This window comes from Kitasatospora sp. Xyl93, assembly GCF_055383135.1.
Genome location: NZ_AP029185.1, coordinates 7507833 through 7525902, shown reverse-complemented (window position 1 = coordinate 7525902; position 18070 = coordinate 7507833). Strand labels below are relative to the sequence as shown.

Sequence of the window (18070 nt, the reverse complement as noted above, 5' to 3'; positions counted from 1 at the left end):
CCGAGACGCCGTTACCGGAAGCTGATCCTCCCGACGGCCGGCCGAGACGCGGCCCACACACGATCCTGACGTCCCGCGCCTACCGTGCCGCACATGCCGAAGACACCTGGAACCCCAACCACCGGCCGCGCCCTGCCCCGCGGGATCGCCGCCGTGAGCGCCCTCCTGCTGAGTGCGACCACGGCGGCGGTGCTGCTGCCGAGCGCCGCCGTCGCCGCCGAGCGGGACACCGTCACGACGCACTCCGGCGCCACCACCGCGCAGGAGCGCGCCCGGATCGACGCCTACTGGACGCCCGGCCGGATGAAGCTAGCGGGCGCCATGGTCCCCGAGATCACCCCCGTGCCCGAGGACGACGACACGCCCGACGACCCCCGGCCGCTGCCCGCCGACACCCCGGACCCCGGGTCCGTCTGGACCCACGGCGGAGCGGTGGACCGGAGCGTCGGGCGGCTCTTCTTCACCTTCTCCGACGGCTACGACGGCAGCTGCACCGCGACGGTCGTCACCGGCGCGAACCGCAGCACCCTCGTCACGGCGGCGCACTGCCTGCGGGGCGTCGGGGCGCCCGCGACCGACGACACCTGGAACCACAACCTCTACTTCGTGCCCGGCTACCGCAACGGCACCAAGCCGCTCGGCGGCTTCACCATCAGGTCCATGGCCACCTCCTCCCGCTGGGACGCCGATCCGGGCGGCACCCGGTCGGACGACGTCGCCGTGGCCGGCTTCGACACCGGCGTGCTGGTGGCGAACCGGTCGGCCGACGGGCGGCGGGTCGCGGACGTCACCGGGAGCCAGCGGATCGCGTTCGCCCCGCCCGCCGAGGGCGAGTTCACCCACGCCTTCGGGTACCCCAAGGACCGGCTGAACGATCCCAGCGGCAGGTACACCGGCTCGCGCATGATCCACTGCGCCGGTCCGGCCCGGCCCGGGCCCAAGGCCCCGCTGCTGTGGGGCGGGCCCTGCGACATGTCGCACGGGGCCAGCGGCGGCCCCCACTTCGCCCGCTTCGACCCCGCCACCGGGACGGGCACCGTCGTCGGCGTCACCACCACCACCGACGAGCTCGCCGGCGGCCCGGCGGGCACCCTGTACGCCACCCGCCTCGGTGACAGCGCCCACCGGCTCCACGACTGGGCGCAGTCCCGGGCGGTCTGACCCCGCCGGTGTGACCCGCCCGGGTCGGACTGCCGGGGCGGGCCACGCGGTCCGCCCCGGCAGTCCGACCCGGGCGGTCCGGCCCGGCCGGGACCACGGCGCCCACCGGGCCCACGAGGTCTTCGCCAACCGTGCGCGCAGCTCCGCCAGGTGCTCGTCGGCCGACTCGTGCGGCAGGAACCCGACCAGGTCCGGGAAACGGAACAGCACCCGGGTCTCGGTGGCCGCGTACTCGTGGTCGCCGAACCCGACCACCGCGCCCGTACCGCCGCGCGCCGCACCCCGGACGGCGGCCGAGGCCCGCTCGTCGGCCGCTTCCCCGGCGCTCGCCCGCCGCCGGGCGTCGGGGCGCGCCAGGTACGGGCAGACCATGGCGGCGTAGAGCATGCAGGCCCGGTGGCCGGGGCCCGCCATGGCGGGCGCGAGGTTGCGGTACGGCTGCCCCGCCGCGAGCGCCCCGGCGGTCGCCGCGCTCTCGGCGGCGCCGACCACCCGCCACACCGGGCCGCGCTCCACGAACAGCCCGCACACCGAGCACCGGCGTTCCAGCGCGCAGTCGGCGCTGCGCCCGTGGTCGGTCGGCGCGAACCGCGGCACGTCGTCCTGCCACGGGGGATCGCCGGCACCGGGCAGCCCCGCCCGTCCCGGGCCGGGCCGCCACGCCGTCCGGCACCGGCACGAGGCCGAACCGCCCGTCCCCGTGGACACCGGGGACGGGCGCCGCGGGTCGACCCCGGCCGCCGGGGACGGGCGGGGCTACCCCACGTCGTCCTGAGCGAGCATCACCTTCCGCAGCAGGTCGGCCAGCGTGCGCCGCTCGTCCGCGGACAGCACGCCCAGCAGCCGCCGCTCCTCCCGACCGACCACGTCCAGGGCCTCCCGCCAGGCGGCGCGCCCGGCGTCGGTCAGCACGATGTCGACCTTGCGGCGGTCCTCCGTGGACGGCGAGCGCAGGACGAAGCCGCGCCGCTCCAGGGTCTCCAGCCGGCCGGTGACCGAGGCCGGGGCGAGGTCGAGGTCGGCCCGGAGGTCGGAGGGGGCGGCGTGGCCGCCGCGGCCGGCGAGCACGTGCAGGGTGTCGAACTCGTGCTTGTGCAGGCCGTAGTCGGCGACGCCCTGTTCGCGGACTCGGCCGAGGTGGCGGGTGAGCCGGGACATCCGGGTGACGGCGGCCTCGATGTCGGGGTCCAGGCCGGGCAGCGCCGGTTGCCAGCGCTCGACGTGGCCGTCCGTCCAGTCGCGGCGCTGCGCCTGACCACGGGGCCCCGTCCGGTCGCGAGGCTCCGTCCGCTCGCCGGGCTCCGTCCGATCGCGGCGCTCCGCCCGGTCGCGGGACGGAGTGCGCTGCTCGGAAGGGTGCTCGGCCATGGGAGGAGTGTACAAACCCGCGGCAGAACTGACGTCACCAAAATATTCGTTGCCGAAATTTCGTCACCGAAATAAGCTGCGGCCCGTGACACGACACCCCTTGAGCCTGAGCGGCTTCCGCCTGCTCTTCATCGGCCGAACGCTCTCCACCCTCGGCGACGCCGTCGTCCCCGCCGCCCTGGCCATCGCCATCACCCGCGCCACCGGCTCCGCCGGCGCGCTCGGCCTCGTCCTGGGCTGCGCGATGGTGCCGAGGCTGTTCCTGCTGCCGCTCGGCGGCGTGGTCGGGGACCGCTTCGACCCGCGCCTGGTCGCCCTCGTCACCGACCTGGTCCGGGCCGTCGCCCAGCTGCTGGTCGGCCTGGAGCTGCTCGGCGGCCACCCGAGCCTGCCGCACATCGCGATCGCCTCGGCGGTCGGCGGCATCGCCTCCGCCTTCGCCATGCCCACCGCCGCGCCGCTCGTCGCGGCCACCGTCCAGGGCGAGCTGCGGCTGCGCGCCAACGCCCTGCTCGGCTCCGCGACCGCCGCCGCCCGGTTCGGCGGCCCGGCGCTCGCCGGACTGCTGGTGTACACCGCCGGCCCCGGCTGGGCGTTCGTGCTGGACGGCGCCACCTTCGTGCTGAGCGCCGCCCTGCTCACCCGGCTCCGGGTGGACCGCCTCCCCGTCGAACCGCGCTCGCTGCGCCGCAACCTCGCCGAGGGCTGGAGCGAGGTGCGCTCCCGGAACTGGTACTGGACGAGCCTGATCGCCCACGGGACGTGGAACGCCGCGAACGCGGTGCTGCTCACCCTCGGCCCGCTGATCGCCGCCACCCGGCTCGGCGGTGACGGTGTCTGGGTGGCGCTGACCCAGGCGGGCGCGGTGGGCCTGCTGGCCGGCTCGCTGGTCGCCGGACGGCTGCGGCCCCGCCGCCCGGTACTGGCCGGCAACCTCGCCCTCGCGCTGTACGGGTTGCCGCTGCTCGCGCTCGCCCTGCCGGCCCCGGCGCCGGTCGCGGTGGCCGCCCACGGGGTGGCGCTGGCCGGGCTGGGGTTCCTCAACCCGGTCTGGCAGACGGTGGTCCAGCAGGAGTTCGCGCCCGGGGTGCTGGCCCGGGTCACCTCGTACGACTGGCTGCTCTCGCTGGCCGGCGCCCCGCTCGGGTACGTCCTGGCGCCGCTGGCCGCCGACGCCTGGGGCAGCCGGGCGCCGCTGCTGGTGGCGGCGGGGCTGGTGACGCTGGTCTGCGCGGGCACGGCGGCGGTGCCGGGCGTCCGGCGGTACGGCGACCGCCCGGCGACCGCGACCGCGACCGGAGCCGAGGCCGGAGCCACGGCCGGGACGGCACCCGGGCCGGTGACCGAACGGCCACCGGCCCGGGCTCGCGCTCAGGCCCCGGATCGGGCCTCGGATCAGGCCCCGGGTCGGACGCCGGCCGAGGATCCGAACCAGGATCAGACCGGGGTCAGGGCCTGATCACCGCGGCTCAGTTCCAGATGCCGGTGATGTCGGCGGCGGAGGCCGCGTTGCCCGCGTGGCCGGTGGTGCCGGCCAGGTCCTCCAGGGTCCGCAGCACGTCGTAGTGGTTGTAGGTGGTGGCGCTGCTGCTGCCGGGCGTCACGTGGGCGCCGTAGACCACGGTCGGGATGCGGTTGCCGGACAGCTTGTTGTCCTCGTCGAAGGTGACGACCAGCAGGCTGTTGTGGGTCCGGGCCCAGGCGGCGTACCCGCCCAGGTTGTTCTTGATCCAGGTGTCGCCGGTGCCGACCGAGCAGTCGTGCATGTCGCTGCAGAGGTTCGGCACCACGAAGGAGACGTTCGGCAGGGTGGTGTAGTCGGTCGGGAACTGGGCGAAGGTCTTCGCCGAGCTGAGCGGGACGTTGCCGAAGCCGAACCACGGGTTGTGCTTCTGGGCGTAGCTGCCGCTGCTGCACACGGTGCTGCCCTCGCCGGGCAGGGACTCGTTGTAGCTGGCCCAGGTCTTGCCGGCGGCGATGACCTCGGAGGCGAGGTTGGCGCTCTGGAAGCCGCCGACCTTCACGCAGCTGTCGTCGACGCGGCCCTGGGTGGAGCCGGAGAACAGCGCGTAGTAGTTCGGCTCGCTCGGGTGGGTGATGCCGTAGGACTGGGTGAGGTTGGCGCCGCCCGCCTTCAGGGTGTTGTTGATGTACGGGGCGCTGCTGCTGCCGATGACCTGGGTGTAGGCGTGGTTCTCCATCACCACGACGACGATGTGGTCGGGCGTGGGCAGCGCGGCGGCCCGGGCGGTGGTGGCGGTGGCGGCCCAGAAGCCGGCGGAGGCGGCGACCAGGGCGACGGCGGAGCCGATCGCGGTCGCGGTCCGGCGGGAGCGGGGGTTCAGGGGCTTCGTGGTCGAAGTCATGACAATTCCTCGGGTAGGAGACGGCCCGGCGAGCCGGGGTGCGGGAGCGGAGGTGCCTGCCGTCGGGAGGGGAGGCTCCGTGGTCGGTGAGGGGGAAGCCGGTGGGGCGAGCGCACCGGAGTGCGCGGCGGCGCCCGAACAGCATGGGGCGTGCCGCCTGACGTCGGTAGCCGTCGGAAGGTGAAACCTTGGCCCCGGAGCGGAAAACGGACGGTGAGACCGTCGAAACCACCACCGACAACGGGAAATGCGGGCGAACCGGTTCACATTGCCATCCCCGCCCCGGCCGGTGATAGTGATCTTCGAACGGCGCGGTCCGACGCCGCGTCAGCTGACGAGAGAACCGAGGAACATGGCGAAGACCAGCCTTCTGCGCCCGCTCGCGGTGGCCGCCGCCGGCGCGGTCCTGGTGGCGACCGGTGCACTGCCCGCCGCGGCCGCCGGCCAGGACACCACCGACGCGGCCGCCCCCGACCTCGCCGGTGTGCGCACCGCCCTGCAGGCCACCACCACGGCCGGCGCCCCGGGCGCCTTCGCGGTGATCCGCGACCACGGTGCCGTCGAGCGGACCCGCTCGGTCAGCGTCGGCCTGGCCGACCTGGACGGGACCCCGATGAACTCCTCGTGGAGGTTCCGGGTCGGCAGCAACAGCAAGATGTTCGCCGCCGTTCTCGTGATGCAGCTGGTGCAGGAGGGCCGGATCGACCTCGACCGGCCGCTGCGGGAGTACCTGCCCGAGGGCACCCTGCCGGAGGGCTGGACGATGACCGGCCGCCAGGTGCTGGAGCACCGGGCCGGGATCTTCGACCACACCAACGACCTGCTGGAGCAGGCCGGCGAGGAGACCACCAGCGCGTTCGAGGCGCGCATCCGCAACACGGTGTACGACCCGCGCGAGCTGGTGGCGATGTCGGTCAGGCACGGCGTGCAGTACACCCCCGGCAGCCGCTACTCCTACTCCAACACCGACTACGTGCTGATGGGCCTGGCGGTCGAGCACCTCACCGGCCAGCCGTTCCCGGAGGTGCTGAACGAGCGGATCATCCAGCCGCTCGGCCTGCGCGGGACCTCCTTCGTCGTGCCCGACCGGGAGATCCGCGGCGCCCACGTCACCGGCTACCTCACCAACGACGACCGCGCCAAGCCGCTGCTGGACTCCACCGAGCAGACCGGCTCCTGGGTGTGGAGCGCCGGAGCCGTCATCTCCACCGCCGAGGACATGGACCGCTTCCTCTCCGCGCTGATGGCCGGCGGCGACGGCGGGCTGGTCTCGGACGCCTCGCTGCAGCAGATGACCGCCGCCCTGCCCACGCCCACCGCGAAGATCTCCTACGGCCTGGGCCTGCGCCGCATCTCGCTCTCCTGCGGGGACGTCTACGGCCACGGCGGCATCGTCCAGGGCTTCAACAGCCAGTCCTTCACCACCCCGGACGGGCGGCGCAGCGTGGTGGTCTTCGCCAACGCCTCCAACAACGGCGCGGTGACGCAGGGGCTGATGAACACCCTGGAGCCGGCCTTCTGCGGCAAGCAACCCGCCGTCGCCCCGAAGACGGCCTTCGCGCCGTCCTCGGCCCCGGTCGACGCGCCGCCGGCCGACGCGCTGCCGGTGAACTCGCTGCCCGTGGTGGAGGACACCCGGATCTGACCGGCCGTACGGCCTTCCACGCCGCGCCCGTTCCCGGTCCCGACCGGGGGCGGGCGCGGTCCCCGTGCGGGGCACTCCCCCTGCGGAGCGGCCCCCGTGCGACGCCGGTCAGTGCCGGGCGCCCGCCGAGCGGGGGCCCTCCGCGCTCAGGTCGGTGAGCGCCTCGGTGAGCAGCTCGCGGGCCTCCTCGGCGCGGCCCTGCTCGATCAGCGCGGTGCCCAGCTCGGTCAGCGTCTTGGTCATGCTGTCCGGGCGGCCCACCGCCTCGAAGTGAACCAGGGCCTGCCGGTAGGCCTTCTCGGCGGCCGGCCAGCGCTTCAGCGCCGCGCGGTCCAGGCCGAGTTCGTGCGCGGTCATGGCCGCCAGCATGTGGATCAGCGGCGAGGACCAGCGCTCCACCAGCTCCAGCGTCCCGGCCAGGGCCCGGCGGCGCGACTCCACCGCCTCCTCGGCCCGGCCGGACTCCCGCAGGCAGTTGGCGGCGCCCCGCAGGGTGACCAGCCGGCCGATCATCGCCGAGCGGTTGGCGACCTCGGCGAAGGCGTCCGCCGCCCGGTGGAAGGCGTCGGTGGCCTCGCGGTGCCGCTGCAGGTAGCGCAGGCCCGAGGCGAGGTAGGTGAGCGCCCAGCCCTGCTGCTCCCGGTCGCCGACCGCGCGGGCCAGCTCCAGCCCCTCGGTGGCCAGTTCGATGCCGCGCTGGTAGCGGTGCAGGCAGGTGACGTACGTCCAGGCCAGGTAGTTGACGTGCACCGCCTCGACCCGGGTGTCCCCGATCGCGCGGGCGGCGTCCACCGAGAGGTGGAACACCTCGGCCCAGATGCCCCAGCTCAGCAGCCGGTCGGAGAACCAGTGCATCGCCTCGGCGGTGTCCACCACCTCCCGGTACCGGCCGGCCTGCTGCGCCTGGTGCAGGGCGGCCAGCCACTCCGGGTGCTCGTACTCCAGCCAGGCGGCGGCCTCGGTGAGGTACGCGGGCGCGGAGCCGCCGGTGCCGGTGTCGTCCGCGGCGTGGTCGGGGTCGAACCGCAGCCCGAACTCGGCCGCCCGGCCGAGGATCCAGCGGCCGGCCCTGGTGCGGGCCTCGGCCAGTTCCTCGGCGGTCTCGTCGGCGGCCAGCCGCTCGCCCGCGTAGAGCCGCACCAGGTCGTGCAGCCGGTAGCGGTCCGGGGTGGCCGCCTGCATCAGCCCGGCGTCGACGAGCTGCTCCAGCACCAGCTCGGTGCGGGCCGCCGACCGGCCGGCGTAGGCCGCGGCGATCTCCGCGGTGAAGTCCTTCCCCGCGGTCAACGCGCAGCGCCGGAGGACCAGTTGGGACTCGGCGGGCAGGCGCCGGTAGGACAGCTCGAAGGCCGGGCGGACGGCCAGGTCGCCGGTCTCCAGCAGGTCCAGCCGGTTCTCCTCGGCGGCGAGCTGGCGCACCAGGTGGGCGACCGGCTGCTGCGGGCGGGCGACCAGCCGCTGCCCGGCGATCCGCAGCGCGAGCGGCAGGTAGCCGCAGAGCCCGGCCAGCTCGGCGGTGGCGTCGGGCGCGGCCTCGATCCGCTCCCGGCCGGCGATCCGGGCCAGCAGGGCGGCCGCCTCGGCCGGGGAGAGCACGTCCAGGTTCAGCCGGTGCACCGATTCCAGGCCGGGCAGCAGGTTGCGGCTGGTCACGATGGTCACGGCCGGGCCGGAGCCGGGCAGCAGCGGCCGCACCTGGCTCTCGTCGGCGGCGTTGTCCAGCACCAGCACGAGCCGCCGTTCGCGGACCAGTGCCCGGTAGAGCCCGGCCCGCTCCTCCGTCCCGGCGGGAACCGCGGCGTCGGCGACGCCCAGGGCGCGCAGCACCTGGCCGAGCGCGTCGCGGGCGGGCAGCGGCTGCGGGGACATGCCGCCGAGGTCCAGGGAGAGCTGACCGTCCGGGAAGCGCTCGGCCAGGGCGTGGGCGGCGTGCAGGGCGAAGGAGGTCTTGCCGAGGCCGGGCTGACCGCTGACCAGCACCACGCGCGGGTGGCTCGGACGCTCGTCCTCGGCCATCCGGGCGAGCAGGGCGAGGGCCTCCTCGCGGGCGGTGAAGTCGGCGATGTCGCGGGGCAGCGCGAGGGCGCTCTGACCGGCCTCGGCGGGGACCGCCGACGGGGCGTCGGCGCGCGGCGCGTCCGGGTCCGCGTCCCGGCCGGCGGCGTCCTGCCCCACGGGCTCCTGGCCGGCGGTGTTCCCGACGACGGCGTTCCCGAGGAGGGTGTCCTCGCCCACGACGCTCTCGCGCGGGGCGGAGCCGCGGGGCCGGGCGGGGCTCCCGGCGGGCACCGGGCCGGGCCGCACCCCGCGCGGGCGGCCGGACTGGGCGGCCCGGTCCAGCGCCTCGGCCTGCGGATCGTCCAGCCCGAGCGCCTCGGCCAGGGCCCGTACGGTGCGCCGCTGCGGTCCGCGGGTGCGGCCGCGCTCCATGTCCCCGAGGGCGCGCAGGCTGACCCCGGCGGACGCGGCGAGCTCCTCCTGGGTCAGGCCCGCCGCCACCCGGTGCCCGGCCAGCAGACGGCTGAACCCGTTGGTGTCCGTGTCCGTGCCGCCCCCGGCCGTCATGCCCCGCCCCCCACTCGTTCGGTCCTGCGCAGTTCCGCACTTCTGCCTGGAGCCGCCTGCGGCGGTTCGTCCCAGGCAGAAGTATGCCCGGCCGGACAACTTCCTCGTACCCGGCCCTCCTCCAGGGTATCCGCCCAGGTCAGGAGAGCCGCACCCGGGCGGGGCGGCCGGCCGGGGGCGGTTCCGCGGGAGTCGAACCGCCGATAGTTCCGCCTGTGGTTCCGCTGGTCGAACAGCGGTTTTCCGCCACCGGCGGCCGTCGGGCGCTCATGCCAGCCGTCTCGCTTCCGCTCCCTCCGCCGTGCGCCCGAGGGCGTCCAGCAGGTCGGCGAGCAGGCCGTGGGAGCGGGCTTCGAGGGCCGGGTCGCCGACGGTGCGGCCGAGGGCGACGGCGAGCCGGGCCGAGGAGAGCGCGGCGTCCCGGTTGCCGAGGGCGTGCAGCGCGCGGGCCCGGCTGTGGGTGGCGAGGACGGCCTCGGCGCCGCCGGAGCGGGTGGTGGCCGCGCGCACCGCCTCGTCGGCGTGGCGCAGGGCGGGCTCGGGCTCGCCGGCCAGGACCAGCGCGTCGGCGAGGTCGGTGAGCGAGCGGACCAGCAGGTGGTCGGTGGCCGGGGTACGGGCGGCGGCCACCAGGTCGCCGAGCATGGGCAGCGCCCGCTCGTACCGGCCGGCCCGCAGCAGGGCGGCGGCCACCCGGCTGCGGCAGTGGTGGCGCAGCACCGCGTCGCCGGCCCGGTCGGCGGCCTCGACCGCCCGCTCCAGGGTGTCGGCGGCGGTGCGGTGGGCCGCGCGGTCGACGTGCAGGACGGCGAGGTCGGTGGCGAGGCGGGCGACCGCCGCCTCGTCCCGTTCCGCGTACGCGGCGCTCAGACCGGCCTCCACCACGGCCCGCCAGTGTGCCCGGTCGTGGCCGGTGGCCTCGTACAACAGGCTGGTCCGGTGGGCGAGTTGCCAGGCCGCGGCGGCCCGGCCCTTCTGCTCGGCGCAGAGCACCACGGCCCGCAGGGCGCTCTCCTCGCGGCGGAACCAGGCCGCCGCCCGCGCCTCGCCGTCGGCCGCCGCGCCGCCCCCGGCCGTCCAGTCGGCGGTGACGTCGAGGTAGTGGGCGATCAGCCGGTCGAGGGCCAGGTACCGGTCGTCGCAGGGGAGTTCGGCTGCCTGCGCGGCGGCGTGGCGGCGGACCAGCTCGCGCCGGGCGTACCGGCCGGGGCTGGTCTCCTCCAGCAGGTGGACGGCGTCGAGGCGGGTCAGCAGGGTGCGGGTGGCGGCGGGCGGGAGGTCGGCGAGGGCGGCGGCGGTGTCGGCGGCGATCTCCGCGCCGGGGTGCAGGCCGAGCAGGGTGAACAGCCGGGCGGCGTCCGGCTCCAGCGTGCGGTGGGTCCGGTCCAGCGCGGTGGTGAGGCCGAGCGGGCCGTGGGCGGTTCCGGTGCCGGAGAGGGCGGTCAGGCCGGTCTGCTCGTCGGCGAGTTCGGCCGCGAGGTCGGCCGCGGACCAGTCGGGCCGGGCGGCCAGCCGGGCGGCGGCCAGCCGCAGCGCGAGCGGCAGGCGGTCGCAGCGCTCGGCGAGTTCGGCGACGGCCTCCGGCTCACCGGCCGTGCGCTCCGCACCGAGGGTGCGGGCGAGCAGGGCGGCGGCCTCGTCGGGGCCGAGCACGCCCAGCGGCAGCGGGATGCCGCCGGTGCGGACCAGCACGTGGCGCAGCCGGCTGCGGCTGGTGACGACGGTGACCGGGGCGGGCTCGCTGTCGGTGGCCGGCGGGTCGGGCAGCAGCGGGGCGAGCTGCTCGTAGCAGGCGGCGTCGTCCAGGACGACCAGCATCCGGCGGCCGCCGACCAGTTCGCGGTAGCGGCGGGCGCGGTCCTCGGGTTCGGCGGGCAGCGCGTCCGGGGCGTCGCCGAGGGCGGTGAGGAACTCGCCCAGCACCTCGGCGGGTTCGCGCGGCCCGTCCGGGCCGAAGCCGGTCAGCTCGGCGCGGAGGACGCCGTCCGGGAAGTAGGCGTCCCCGCGCAGGGCCGTCCACTGCCGGACCAGGCTGGTCTTGCCGACCCCGGCGGGCCCGGTGACCAGGATCGGGCGGCCGTCCCGCGCCGCGGGCAACACCTGGTCCAGGCGGGCGAGTTCGGCGCTCCGGCCGACGAACCGGCGGTCGGCGGCGTGCCGGGCGCCGGACTGCTCGCCGGCCCGGCGCAGCTCCGGACCGGGCGGCCGGCCGAGCCGGGCCACCGCGCGCTCGTAGCGCTCCCGTGCCTCGGCGCCGCGCCCGTCCTGCTCCAGGCAGCGCACCAGCCGGGCGGCCAGCGACTGCCGGGCCGGGTGGTCGTCGGCCGCCCCGGCGAGCTCGGCGGCCAGCTCGCCGCCCCGGCCGGCCAGGAGCAGGCCGTCGGCCAGCCGTTCCAGCGCGCGCAGTCGCAGGTCGGTCAGGTACGGGAGGGTCCGCTCGCGCAGCAGGGCGGAGCCGCAGTCGGCGAGCGCCGGGCCGCGCCAGAGGTCCAGCGCGGCGCGCAGCAGCGGCAGTGCCGGGTCCGGCGAGGCGCCGTCCGGCACGCCGGACGGGGCGGCGGGGTCGGGGTGCAGCACGCCCGCCTGCTCGCAGAGCCGGCCGAAGCGCAGCACGTCGATCCGGTCGGGCTCGCCGGCCAGCAGGTAGCCGGACCCTCGGGTGTCCAGCTCCAGCCCGGGGCCGTCCAGCAGCTGGCGCAGCGCCGCGACGTGGCCCTGCAGGGCGGCCCGCGCGGTGGGCGGCGCGCAGCCCTCCCAGACCAGCTCGATCAGCTCCTCGGTGGTCACCGTCCGGTTCAGCTGGACGGCGAGCGCGCTCAGCAGCGCCCGGCGCTTGGGCGCCGAGGGCGTCACCGCCGTCCCGTCCTCCCGCCGCACCACCACCGGTCCGAGCAGATCGATGTGCACGCGCCCGTTCCCCTCCCCCACCCTCGACTGCCCGGCCTGATCGAGGATAGGTCCGACCAGGCGCTCCTCGCCCGGCCGGGGCCTGCCCACCGGGCCGGGCGCTTCCTCGGGCACCGTACCGAGGCGGTCCGACACGGCCTTCCGGTCCACCCGCCGGCCCGCACGCCCGCACGCCCGCACAACCTGCACGCCCACCGGTCGCCCGTCCGCCGGTGCAACCTCCGGCCGCCCCGCGCACGTCCATCGAGGGCAGGAGCGGCCGATCCGCGCGGACCGGACATGTTCTCGCACTACACTGCTCCACCCCGAGGCCCGAGGCCGCTTCGGGTGCGATGCGCGGTTTGCGGTGAGGTGGGGGTACTGGTGCGGATTCGGCTGCTCGGGCCGGTGGAGCTGCGGGTCGGGGCGGCGGGCTTCGCGGGTGTGGCGGGCGCGCAGCGGCGGGCGGTGCTGGCGCTGCTGGCACTGCGGCTGGGGCACCTCGTCACCGTGGACCAGCTGTGCGAGCTGCTGTGGGACGAGCAGCCGCCGCCGAGCGCGCGGGCGGCCGTGCAGGGGCACGTCGCCGCGCTGCGCAAGGTGCTCGCCGGCACCCCGTTCGAGCTGCACACCCGGGACTCCGGCTACCTGCTGGCCGGGCCGGCCGGCGCGGTGGACGCGCTGCGCTTCGAGGAGCTCACCGGCACGGCCGACCGGCAGGCCGGGCTCGGCAACCGCCCCGCGGCGGTCGCGCTGCTGGAGGAGGCCCTGCGGCTGTGGCGCGGCGAGGCGCTGGCCGACCTGCCCGACACCCCGCTCCGCACCGCCGCGGTGGACCGGCTGGAGCAGTCCCGCACCGCCGCCCTGCTCCGCTGGGCCGAGCTACGGCTCAGCCAGGGCACCGGGGCGGCGGCCGTGCCGGTGCTGGAGCAGGGCGTCCGGGCGGACGGGCTGCGCGAGGAACTGGTGGCGCTGCTGATGCGCTGCCTGCACCAGGCCGGCCGGCCCGCCGAGGCGCTGACCGCCTACCACCAGGCCCGGGTGCGGCTGGACGAGGAGCTGGGCATCCACCCCGGCCCGGCGCTGCGGGCGGCGCTCGCCGAGGTGCTGGCCGACGACCGTACGGCGGAGCCCCTGCCGCTCGCCTCCCCGGCCCCCGGACCGGCGCTGCCGCCTCCATCGGTGCCGCGCCAACTGCCCCGCCGCCACCCGGACTTCGTCGGCCGCACCATCGACCTCGCCCGCCTGGACCGGGCCTGCGGGACCGGCCGCGCCGGGGACGGGCCGGTGCTGGTGGTGGGCCCGGCCGGGGTCGGTAAGAGCGCCCTGGTCACCGCCTGGGCGCACCGGGCCGCCGACCGCTTCCCGGACGGCCTGCTCCACGCCTCGTTGCACGGCCTCGCCCTGGAGCGACCGGACGGACCGGACGGACCGGACGGACCCACCGGATCCGGCGGCCCCGGCGGCCCGGCCCGGCCCGGGGCCGTGCTGGCCGGCTTCCTGCGCGCGCTCGGCGTCCCGGAGGACGGCATCCCCGCCGGACGCGCCGACCGGGCCGAGCTCTACCGCGAGCGCACCCGGGGCCGGCGGCTGCTGGTCCTGCTGGACGACGCCGACGACGCCGACCAGGTCGCCGACCTGCTACCGGCCGGCCCGGCCGGCACCGCCGTGGTCACCGGCCGGGGCCCCCTGGAGGGCCTGGTCGCGCTGGAGGGCGCCACCCTGCTGCGCCTGGCCGCACTGCCCGAGGACGACGCCCTGCACCTGCTGGAACGCGCCCTGACGCCCGAGCGGGTGCGCGCGGAGCCCGAGGCCGCCGCCCGGCTCGCCGGGCTCTGCGACCACCTGCCGCTCGCCCTGCGGATCGCCGCCGCCCGGCTGGCAGCCCGGCCGGACTGGACGATCGCCGAGCTGGTCGCCGAACTCGCCGACGAGCGGACCAGACTGGCCGTCCTGGACGCCGACGGCACGCTCTCCGTCACGGCCCGGCTCCGGCTGACCCACCGCCGGCTCTCCGCTCCCGCCGCCGAACTCCTCACCGCGCTGGCCGCCCACCCCGGCCGCGAGGTGGACACCCCGGCGAGCGCCGCGCTGCTGGGCGGTGGCGCCGCCACCGCCCACCGGGCGCTCGGCGAACTGGCCTCCCACCACCTGCTCACCGGCGCCGCCCCCGGCCGCCACGCCCGCACCGAGCTGGTCCGGCTGTACGGCGCCGGACTGCTCGCCGAGCGGCCCGAACGGCACCGGCGGCTGCTCCACGAACGGCTGGCCGACCACTACCTCGCCGCCCTGCGGCACTGCGGCGCCTTCCTCGACCCCGGCCAGGAGGACACCGCCCCGCCCGCCGGTCCGGACCAGGCGGTACCGGCCGCCGTCGACATCCGCACCGCGCTCGACTGGTTCGACGCCGAGGAACCGGCGGTCTCCGCGCTGATCGCGTCCCCCGACACCGACCCGGACCGCGCCTGGCGGCTCGCGCTGACCTGCGGCTCGCTCTACTACGGCGCCAGCCGCTTCACCGACTGGCTCGCCTGCGCCCGGCTGGGGCAGGCGGCGGCAGAACGGTGCGGCGACCCGGTCGCGGTGGCGCTGCTGCTCAACTGCCGGGCGCAGGCGCTGGTCGCGCTGGAACGCCGGCAGGAGTCCGCGGAGGCGGCCCGCAGGGCGGTGGCCGCCGCCGAGTCCGCGGCCGGGCCCGCGGCCGCGTCCGCCCGCGTCCGGGCGCTCGCCACGCTGGCGCTGGTCACCGCGATGCTCGGCCACTCCGCCGAGGCCGAGCGGCTGGCGGCCTCCGCCACCGCGCTCGCGCTGGAGTCCGGCGACCGCCGCCGGCTGGTCGACGCCAAGGTGCACCAGGGCTGGGTGAGCCTGGCCGTCGGGGACCGGGAGGGCGCCCAGCGGCGGTCCCGCGAGGCCCGGGAGCTGCTGCCGCCCAGGCCCGTCACCCAGGTCCACCTGTGGTCGCTGCTGACCGAGGCGCAGGCCCTCCCGCCGGCCGTCCGCGACGACGCCGCCGACCTCGTCTGGCACCGGCTGCTCGCCGCGTGCGAGGAGGCCGGCCTGCTGTACCTGCACGCGTTGGCCGAACAGTCCTACGCCGCCCACCTGTTGGCGCGGGGGCGGGAGACGGAGGTGCGCGGCAGGCTGCGCACGGCGCTCGACCGCTTCCGCTCGCACGACCGCCAGGCGGGGTACGTCAGCGGGTACACCACCAGCCTGGAGGAGTCGCTCGACCTGCGCACCGGTCAGCGGCCGGAGGACGGCTGAGCGCGCGCGGGCCCGGACGGGCGGGCGGCCGGGGCGGCCCGGAGCGGACCTGGCCGCCGGCGGACGGACAGCCGGAGCCGGCCGTGCCGCGGTACCGCCGAGCCTCCGTCCGCCGTACCGCCGTAGCCGCCGGGCCGCCGTACCGTCAGCCGGCGGCCGAAGCGGCCCCGCGCTCCGCCGGGCCGTACCCGTGCTCCGCCGCCAGCACCGGGCGCAGCGCCCGGATCGCGTAGAAGTTGCGGGACTTGACCGTCCCCGGCGGCACCCCCAGCCGGGCCGAGGCCTCCAGCACCGAGCGGTCCTTGAGGTGCAGCTCGACCAGCACCTCGCGGTGGTGCTTCTGCACCCGGCGCAGCGCCAGCGCGATGTCCCGGGCCACCACCACCCGCTCGTACGGGTCGTCGGCGACCGGCTTGTCCTCCACCGGCTCGCCGATCACCTCCTTGGCGCGGGCGGCGGCCATCCGGTAGTGGTCGATCGCGATCCGCCGGGCGACCGTGAACAGCCACGGCCGGCTCGCCTCCGGCCCCGCGGCCAGCGCCTCCGGGTGCTGCCAGGCGCGCAGCAGGGTCTCCTGGAGGATGTCCTCGGCCTTGCCGCGGTCCCCGCCGGTGGCCCGCAGCAGCGCGCGCAGCAGGTAGCCGCCGTGCAGCCGGTGGATCTCGGCGAGCGTGTCCGGGTCCAGGGTCGGACGGGCCGGGGCGGCGGCCTCCGGCGCGGCCGCCGGACCCTCGGACGGCGGAGTGACGGACGTGGGCTGGGCGACGAACGGCATCGACACGCGCTACCTCTCAGGTCGGGCAGGGGGCGCAGCACGGGCAGGAACATGCTGGGCACCGACCGGACACCCCGGCGGTGGCTGCGGAAAACACCCTGCCGGAGGCCGCCAAGTCCGCACCAAGGATCCGCCAACGCCCCCGTCCGGAGCACGCGGCCCGGCTCCGGGTGCCACCGTTGGCGGGCGCCGACGACTGTTGGCCGGCCGTTAGCGGCCGTGAGCCGCGGCCCCTTCCGGCACCGCCACGACGGCGCCCGGCCCCCCGCCGGGCGCCGTACGGCCCGCCGGCGTCAGTCCCCGGCGAGCGCCCGGAGCAGCTCCCGCACCCCGTCCTCGCCGCGGTGCTCGATCAGCATCGCGACCCAGGTCGCCAGCCGTTGCCGCTCCGCCGCCGACCAGCGCGGCGCGGACGGGTGCTCGTCCACCACCAGCGCCGTCGCCATGCCCAGCAGCCCCGGCGCGGGCCGAGGCCACAACCGCCCCTCCGGCACGGCGCGCAGCGCCAGCCGCCGGGCGAGCGCGATCACCTCGTCCGCCGCCGCCTCGGGCACCGCCAGCCCGGCCGGCCCGGCGACGCTCGGCGCCCCGGACCGCACCAGGGCCGCGATGAACTCCCGCGCCTCCGGCTCGTCCGCGGCCGTGCCGCGTCCCTCCCCCGTCCCGTTCACGGGACTCACGCTCCTTCCGACTCGGTGGCACTCGACGGGCGCCGGGTGCCACCGAACGACGGTACCGATCGGTAGCCGCTCGGGCGGAGGGTTTTTCGATGCGGCCCCTCCCGATCTCAGGGGGCGCCCGGTGCGCCCTGCCCCGCTCAACGGGCCCTCCGCCGCGAGCGGTTCAGTGAACCGGAGGGACTCCTTCAGCCGTAGTCCCGGCTGTACGGGCCGGCCGAACCGGAGGCACCGGTCCGACGCACCCTGGACCGGGAGGTCATCCGATGGCTTTCTCCGACGGCACCGCGGGCACGGGCTGCACCGCCCCGGCCGCACCCGACTACTCGCCGGCCGCCTGGCCCGAGCCGGTCGCCCTCCTGCCCCGACGCCCGCTCGATCCGCTGGGCACCGTGCTGATCCCGGCCGCCGAACGGCAGCTGTTCACCAGGGTGTCGACCGCCGAAGCGCTGTCGACGGCACCGCGACCGGCCGCCCCCGCGACGGAGCCGCCCGCCGGCCTCGGCGGCACCCGGACGGCCCCCGGCCCGCCGCCCCTGCCACCCGTACCGCCTGCGCCGCCCGTACTGCCTGCGCCGCCCGTTCTGCCCGCGCCGCCCGCACCTCTCGCTCCACCTGTTCTGTCCGCACCGCTCGCTCCGCCCGTACAGCACCCCGGCCCGGACCGCCCGCGCGCCCGGCGGCTCGCCCTCCCCGGCGGCGGGGAGAGCCGGCGGCAACGCCTGCTCGAACGCATCCGGGTGCCGCTACGGGACCACCACCGGACCGCCGTCCTCGGCGGCACCGCCGAAGGGGTCGCCGCCGTCCTCGGCGCCCTGCTCGCGGAACACCGCGCCGACCCGGTCCTCGTGCTCTCCACCACCGGGCCCGTCGGCAGCGAGTGCCGCACCGGCGGCCGGCTCGTCCTGCGGTCCGTACGGCCGGACCCGACCGCCCTGCGGGAGGCCCTCGGCGAGGCCGCCGGCCACTACCCGGTCGTCCTCACCGACACCACCGGCGCCCCGGCCGAGGTCCAGCTCGCGGCCGCGGACCAGGCCGACCACCTCGTCCTCTGCGCCCGGGCCTCCGCCACCGGGGCCCGCACCGCCGACACCCTCCTCGACCACCTCACCGCCCTCGGCCACGACGGCCTGGTCCGCGGGGCCGCCGCGGCCTTCGTCCCCGCCCCGCCCACCGACCGCCCGATCGCCGACCGCGACCTCCTCCCCCACTTCCGCAGCCGCTGCCGCGGCGCCCTCACCCTCCCCGCCCACCCCCGGGCGACCCCCGCCGGCCTGCGCCCCCGCGCCCTCCTCGACTACCTCGAACTCGCCGCCCTGGTCGGCGACGCCATGGCCGACCGCCAGGGCTGAGCTGCCCG

General features: G+C 77.1%; 13 protein-coding genes. 7 read left to right on the top strand and 6 right to left on the bottom strand.

Going from position 1 to position 18070, the window contains the following annotated elements; all coding sequences use genetic code 11:
- Positions 1-93 precede the first annotated feature (93 nt).
- The 3 genes from ACZ5GH_RS32615 to ACZ5GH_RS32605 all read left to right on the top strand — a co-directional run bounded on the left by ACZ5GH_RS32615 (position 94) and on the right by ACZ5GH_RS32605 (position 1936).
- Entirely contained in the window at positions 94-1161 is a 1068-nt protein-coding gene (locus ACZ5GH_RS32615) for a trypsin-like serine peptidase (RefSeq protein WP_464336078.1), read from the top strand.
- 220 nt (positions 1162-1381) lie between these two features.
- Positions 1382-1543 carry a hypothetical protein gene (locus ACZ5GH_RS32610; RefSeq protein WP_464336077.1) on the top strand — a complete coding sequence of 54 codons (162 nt, stop codon included), beginning with the start codon at positions 1382-1384 and terminating at the stop codon, positions 1541-1543.
- A 30-nt stretch (positions 1544-1573) separates the two neighbouring features.
- Positions 1574-1936 carry a hypothetical protein gene (locus tag ACZ5GH_RS32605; RefSeq protein WP_464336076.1) on the top strand — a complete coding sequence of 121 codons (363 nt, stop codon included), beginning with the start codon at positions 1574-1576 and terminating at the stop codon, positions 1934-1936.
- On the opposite strand, the gene ACZ5GH_RS32600 is transcribed toward ACZ5GH_RS32605, so the two are convergent.
- Entirely contained in the window at positions 1918-2529 is a 612-nt protein-coding gene (locus ACZ5GH_RS32600; protein WP_464336075.1) for a MarR family winged helix-turn-helix transcriptional regulator, read from the bottom strand. The genes ACZ5GH_RS32605 and ACZ5GH_RS32600 overlap by 19 nt on opposite strands.
- An 85-nt stretch (positions 2530-2614) precedes the next feature.
- Between ACZ5GH_RS32600 and ACZ5GH_RS32595 the strand changes: the two genes are divergently transcribed.
- Positions 2615-3988: an MFS transporter gene (locus tag ACZ5GH_RS32595; RefSeq protein ID WP_464336074.1), complete on the top strand. Its 1374-nt coding sequence runs from the start codon at positions 2615-2617 to the stop codon at positions 3986-3988.
- A gap of 10 nt (positions 3989-3998) precedes the next feature.
- On the opposite strand, the gene ACZ5GH_RS32590 is transcribed toward ACZ5GH_RS32595, so the two are convergent.
- Positions 3999-4895 (bottom strand): alkaline phosphatase family protein, encoded by an 897-nt coding sequence (locus ACZ5GH_RS32590; RefSeq protein WP_387753706.1) that lies wholly within the window; start codon positions 4893-4895, stop codon positions 3999-4001.
- A gap of 352 nt (positions 4896-5247) precedes the next feature.
- Here ACZ5GH_RS32590 and ACZ5GH_RS32585 point away from each other — a divergent pair, with 352 nt between their 5' ends.
- Positions 5248-6540 (top strand): serine hydrolase domain-containing protein, encoded by a 1293-nt coding sequence (locus ACZ5GH_RS32585; protein WP_464336073.1) that lies wholly within the window; start codon positions 5248-5250, stop codon positions 6538-6540.
- Positions 6541-6648: 108 nt separating this feature from the next.
- Here ACZ5GH_RS32585 and ACZ5GH_RS32580 read toward each other — a convergent pair whose 3' ends face one another.
- Together ACZ5GH_RS32580 and ACZ5GH_RS32575 are read right to left on the bottom strand one after the other, a co-directional pair.
- On the bottom strand, positions 6649-9105 hold the full coding sequence (locus tag ACZ5GH_RS32580; protein WP_464336072.1) for an ATP-binding protein: 2457 nt from the start codon (positions 9103-9105) through the stop codon (positions 6649-6651).
- A 267-nt stretch (positions 9106-9372) separates the two neighbouring features.
- Entirely contained in the window at positions 9373-12012 is a 2640-nt protein-coding gene (locus ACZ5GH_RS32575; protein WP_387753714.1) for an AfsR/SARP family transcriptional regulator, read from the bottom strand.
- 363 nt (positions 12013-12375) lie between these two features.
- Between ACZ5GH_RS32575 and ACZ5GH_RS32570 the strand changes: the two genes are divergently transcribed.
- The gene (locus tag ACZ5GH_RS32570) at positions 12376-15258 is read left to right on the top strand and encodes an AfsR/SARP family transcriptional regulator (RefSeq protein ID WP_464336071.1); all 2883 of its coding nucleotides are present in this window, start codon (positions 12376-12378) and stop codon (positions 15256-15258) included.
- Between the two features lie 145 nt (positions 15259-15403).
- Here ACZ5GH_RS32570 and ACZ5GH_RS32565 read toward each other — a convergent pair whose 3' ends face one another.
- A complete protein-coding gene (locus ACZ5GH_RS32565) occupies positions 15404-16033 on the bottom strand; it encodes a sigma-70 family RNA polymerase sigma factor (protein WP_464336913.1) in 630 nt (209 codons plus the stop codon).
- A gap of 293 nt (positions 16034-16326) precedes the next feature.
- Entirely contained in the window at positions 16327-16704 is a 378-nt protein-coding gene (locus tag ACZ5GH_RS32560) for a hypothetical protein (RefSeq protein ID WP_387753720.1), read from the bottom strand.
- 272 nt (positions 16705-16976) lie between these two features.
- Here ACZ5GH_RS32560 and ACZ5GH_RS32555 point away from each other — a divergent pair, with 272 nt between their 5' ends.
- Positions 16977-18062, top strand: coding sequence for a hypothetical protein (locus ACZ5GH_RS32555; RefSeq protein WP_464336070.1), 1086 nt, complete (start codon positions 16977-16979; stop codon positions 18060-18062).
- Positions 18063-18070: the final 8 nt, after the last annotated feature.